Source organism: Paracoccus sp. SY, assembly GCF_002901215.1.
Classification (GTDB): Bacteria; Pseudomonadota; Alphaproteobacteria; order Rhodobacterales; family Rhodobacteraceae; genus Paracoccus; species Paracoccus acridae.
The window spans coordinates 1-3,445 of sequence record NZ_NWMQ01000111.1 but is presented as its reverse complement, the minus strand read 5'-3'; the positions used below and the strand labels follow the sequence as shown (position 1 = coordinate 3,445).

General features: G+C 58.2%; 9 protein-coding genes. 4 read left to right on the top strand and 5 right to left on the bottom strand.

All coding sequences use genetic code 11. The features are described 5' to 3' along the window. The first annotated feature begins 440 nt into the window (after window positions 1-440). Together CK944_RS21845 and CK944_RS21840 are read left to right on the top strand one after the other, a co-directional pair. Complete coding sequence (locus CK944_RS21845) at window positions 441-710, top strand: BrnT family toxin (protein WP_103175140.1); 270 nt, start codon at window positions 441-443, stop codon at window positions 708-710. Then, complete coding sequence (locus CK944_RS21840) at window positions 673-966, top strand: hypothetical protein (RefSeq protein WP_239986217.1); 294 nt, start codon at window positions 673-675, stop codon at window positions 964-966. Before CK944_RS21845 ends, CK944_RS21840 begins: the two co-directional genes overlap by 38 nt. 24 nt (window positions 967-990) lie before the next feature. Here the strand turns inward: CK944_RS21840 and CK944_RS24155 are convergent, their stop codons facing one another. Continuing rightward, window positions 991-1,065, bottom strand: coding sequence for a DUF4113 domain-containing protein (locus tag CK944_RS24155; protein WP_239986218.1), 75 nt, complete (start codon window positions 1,063-1,065; stop codon window positions 991-993). A gap of 223 nt (window positions 1,066-1,288) precedes the next feature. Between CK944_RS24155 and CK944_RS21830 the strand changes: the two genes are divergently transcribed. Continuing rightward, window positions 1,289-1,951, top strand: a complete 663-nt coding sequence (locus CK944_RS21830) for a WHG domain-containing protein (RefSeq protein WP_103175138.1) — start codon at window positions 1,289-1,291, stop codon at window positions 1,949-1,951. Between the two features lie 121 nt (window positions 1,952-2,072). Here the strand turns inward: CK944_RS21830 and CK944_RS21825 are convergent, their stop codons facing one another. After that, the gene (locus CK944_RS21825; protein ID WP_103175137.1) at window positions 2,073-2,324 is read right to left on the bottom strand and encodes a hypothetical protein; all 252 of its coding nucleotides are present in this window, start codon (window positions 2,322-2,324) and stop codon (window positions 2,073-2,075) included. 65 nt (window positions 2,325-2,389) lie between these two features. Between CK944_RS21825 and CK944_RS23475 the strand changes: the two genes are divergently transcribed. After that, window positions 2,390-2,551: a hypothetical protein gene (locus CK944_RS23475; protein ID WP_158248130.1), complete on the top strand. Its 162-nt coding sequence runs from the start codon at window positions 2,390-2,392 to the stop codon at window positions 2,549-2,551. Between the two features lie 4 nt (window positions 2,552-2,555). Here the strand turns inward: CK944_RS23475 and CK944_RS21820 are convergent, their stop codons facing one another. From CK944_RS21820 to CK944_RS21810, 3 genes are all read right to left on the bottom strand, one after another. Further along, window positions 2,556-2,813 (bottom strand): DUF982 domain-containing protein, encoded by a 258-nt coding sequence (locus tag CK944_RS21820; RefSeq protein ID WP_103175136.1) that lies wholly within the window; start codon window positions 2,811-2,813, stop codon window positions 2,556-2,558. A 4-nt stretch (window positions 2,814-2,817) separates the two neighbouring features. Further along, a complete protein-coding gene (locus CK944_RS21815) occupies window positions 2,818-3,000 on the bottom strand; it encodes a DUF3606 domain-containing protein (protein ID WP_103175141.1) in 183 nt (60 codons plus the stop codon). Between the two features lie 63 nt (window positions 3,001-3,063). Further along, on the bottom strand, window positions 3,064-3,363 hold the full coding sequence (locus tag CK944_RS21810; RefSeq protein ID WP_103175135.1) for a hypothetical protein: 300 nt from the start codon (window positions 3,361-3,363) through the stop codon (window positions 3,064-3,066). Window positions 3,364-3,445: the final 82 nt, after the last annotated feature.

The following is a 3,445-nucleotide window of genomic DNA, read 5'->3' as shown; positions in this document are numbered from 1 at the left end:
CGCCCGCCCGGTTGACCACAGGCCCTTGCTCGATCCCTGTGGTCTCGCGCGGGCCTGCTTCGGCCTCCCGCCTCCACTCCCAAGGTCGTTCTGGCGCGAGGCTGGACAACCGGGCTACCCCGCAAGCGATCGACACCCGAAGGGCCGAGACTGGGCCGCTGAACCGACTATTGCGGCCCCGCAAAGGCTGGCTCGGGACGAGACAGGCAGCGCGGGAAAAGCCGCAAAGGAGGGGCAGGGGTCCAGGCTCGGGGCGCAGGCCGGTGCAGCCGGCCGGAGCCTGGAGCGCGGTCCCGGCACAAGCCGGGATGCGGCTAAAACAGATGCCGCTCTTCCCTTGAAATGTGTACACGGATAGTGTACCTATCAATCAATGGCTCGTAGAGGCCGAAAGCTTTCATCAAGCAGACCATGGGGGACGGCGATTAAAATGGTACCTTATGGAAATCGAATACGATGAAACGAAGCGCCAAGCCAACATCAAGAAGCACGGAGTTGATCTGCTCTTTGGAGCGTTGATCTTCGAAGGACCGACTTTCGAGGTTCCATCTCCACGCAACGGGGAAGATCGTATCCTTGCAGTCGGCCTTGTGGATGGCGAGGTTTTTGTAACCGTCTATGTCAAACGAGGTGACGCGATCCGTCTCATTTCAACCCGGAAGGGAGGCCGTCGTGACAGACAAAGATATGAAGAAGCTCTCTCTCGATGATGTACGCGCGCTGAAGAACGCGGGCAAGTTGCACATTGACCCTAATCCACCGGAAGTCGATCTTCCCGACGACTTCTGGAAGCTTGCTGAACGTGTTGAACGCGGGAACAAGAAGTCCGTTCACTTGCGCCTTGAACCAGAGGTGTTTCGCTTCTTTCAGGAGGAGGGACAGGGGAAAGGTCATATCAAACGTATGCAGGATGTTCTTGCTGCCTATGTGAAAGCGAAAAAGAGAGAAGGTAGCCCGGCTGCATAAGTCACCTGTGCCGTTCTTCTCGCTCTACATCCGCACGGTCGGCAATTCGCTGATCCTGGCAGTGTAGCGGGGCGAGCGGTGATTGGCGCGCAAGGCCATTCACCGGCAAAGCCTTTCCGCCAGCACCATCGTCTTTCTGCCAAAGCGGTCATTGGAGCACTTGTGGCCGTTATCCGGCGCAGCCTGGAGCGCGGTCCCGGCCATGCAGGGATGCGGCATATGAGCCAAAGGGAGCGGAAAGATTTTCCTTCTCTTTCGCTTATTTCTGCACTGCCGTAAGGCAGATTACGAAACCACCCCGTCAATCACTAGTTGAACTGTTATGAACGCCACCTTTAAGCCCGGCCAACATCTGCTTTCGACCGTCATCAGCACGGCAAGCCGTCTCGCTGCAGCAACGGGTGAACTGCCGCACCTGGAGACAGTGGCTGAGGAACTTGGGGTCGAAAAGGAGTTGCTCAAGCAAGTCATCTTCGATCGCGACCATCTGCTTGTGGCGATGGCCGATGTGGCCCTGCAACAATTGCTGCACACCATTACCCGGGAGATCGCGCGGTGTTCATCACCTGTCGATCAGCTTGAGGCGATTTCTATTGCCTATGTGGACTGGGCGCGTCTCTACCCGCAGGAGTTCCGGCTTGTCGGGGAAATGCCTGCTCATGTTTTTGAGAACCATCCTCGTCTTCTGCGATATGAGCAATCGGTCCATGATCTTGTCATGAAGATCCTGCAGCGTGCCCGAAAGGAAGGCTATCTCGATCCGGACGAAGACCTGGTGATGCTGCGGGCCATGAGCCACACCTACATGTATGGCGTCATTACGAAGATGCTGCTTGGCGATCTCAGCCGCTGGACGCCTGGCTCGACCGACCAGGATGCCGCACGAATGGCTGTGCAGGTGTTCAACAGAAAAATGTTCAAGCCTGCGGCTTCGTCCTCTGATGCAAGAGCGGCAGGGTCACATTCTCACCTTAGACTGGTGTGACCGGCGCTTTGCCTGGGGACGAGAGGTCCAGGGCGACAGCCCTAGATCCGACAAACCGGGGCAATGCGCCCATTAAACCGGGTCAGGATCAGACCTTCGGATCGAAGCTGCTGTCCTGCTCCTAGCCGCATTGCGCATCATAGTCTGCCAGCAAGTCTTTCAGTCCAAGCATGTCGCACAAGAACCTGACCGCCTCCGGGTCGTTTTCTTCTGCCTGAAAGGCGGTGGCATAGAAATTGTCGGATAGGGCTTTGAGGGCACTGGCCCGCTCGGGCGTGAGGTTTTCTTCAGTCGATGCGTATTCAATGTCAGCGGCGGCATCCCGGGCAGCCGTGACGATTGCCGCAACGATGGTTGGCAGATTTCCGGTCATTGCCTGCTCGTGTTGTGTGAGGTTTATGGCGGCCGACCAGACAGCGGAAACGGAAGGAATGGAAGATGGCAGATGATGTTGTTCGCAAGGTGGTTGGCTATCTCCGCCAGATCGAGAAGCTGGCCGAGAAAGGCGATCTTGACGGGGTTCTGCTCGAAGCGCGTCTGGCCCTTCGTCTATGCAATGCTCCGTCCAGCAGCGACACGACCTCTGACGCAGGGGCATGAGCTGCTATCCTTCGCGGACGAACACCCCGGCTGACATCAGCGCCTGGATGAAGTCGGCCCTGACCTTTTCGGGCGTCGCATTACCTTCGGCAAAGGCGATGCAGGATCTTGCGGCGCGCAGATAGTTCGTGTCGAAGAAGTCACAATGCTCGATCAGGGCCTTACCCATGCCGTTGGCATCGCTGACGATGCGAAACCGGTTGTCGGTCTCCTGGTAGGCCACAGGCCGGATCGTGCGCAGCCCTGTTGCTTGATCCTCCATGGTCTCAATCCTCGGACAGCTTGCGCTCGACCTTTTTGCGGCTGTTGCCTTCGGACTCCACCGCCTCGCGCACCTCGTCCTTGGATACGTCCATCTTCTCGGCCTCGTAGCGGACTTCGTGATCCTGTCCGGCTGCGACCTGACGGCGATCCTGGGCGCGGCCCCGGCTTGTCTGTTCCTTGGTCATCGCTGCCTCCATACCTGTGAAGGATCAACGCGGTAGCCTGTGCGATGTTTCCGCGACAGAAGGTCAGGCGCGGCGGCGCAGGATCACCAGATAGAGGAACATGCCCCAGGCAAAGAGGTCGAACACGCGCTGGATATAGACCAGCACGAGGTGCAGGCCCGTGCCGATCAGGGGCAACGCCGTCAGCGCCTCGCCATGATAATAAAGCGACATGGCGAAGGCGACGTTGACCAGCAGCAGCAGGACAGCCGCAGCCTTCAGCCCGCCGAGCTCAGCGGCGGGCGTGCCGTGCGCGTAGCGCAGGGCATCGACCGGCTGCAACACCAGGAAGCTGATGCGGCCTGTCAGGGTATCGGGTGGCATAGCCGGAACCTCATTCTGACTTGCTGACAATCATGCTCGTGTATAGACTATTTTGTAAATACTGTGCATACGGATTAGAACG

Coding starts and splice junctions, on each gene's coding strand:
- CK944_RS21820 (WP_103175136.1), bottom strand. CDS start 2,813: ATGGAGGATCAAGCAACAGGGCTGCGCACGATCCGGCCTGTGGCCTAC.
- CK944_RS21815 (WP_103175141.1), bottom strand. CDS start 3,000: ATGACCAAGGAACAGACAAGCCGGGGCCGCGCCCAGGATCGCCGTCAG.
- CK944_RS23475 (WP_158248130.1), top strand. CDS start 2,390: ATGGCAGATGATGTTGTTCGCAAGGTGGTTGGCTATCTCCGCCAGATC.
- CK944_RS21845 (WP_103175140.1), top strand. CDS start 441: ATGGAAATCGAATACGATGAAACGAAGCGCCAAGCCAACATCAAGAAG.
- CK944_RS21810 (WP_103175135.1), bottom strand. CDS start 3,363: ATGCCACCCGATACCCTGACAGGCCGCATCAGCTTCCTGGTGTTGCAG.
- CK944_RS21825 (WP_103175137.1), bottom strand. CDS start 2,324: ATGACCGGAAATCTGCCAACCATCGTTGCGGCAATCGTCACGGCTGCC.
- CK944_RS21830 (WP_103175138.1), top strand. CDS start 1,289: ATGAACGCCACCTTTAAGCCCGGCCAACATCTGCTTTCGACCGTCATC.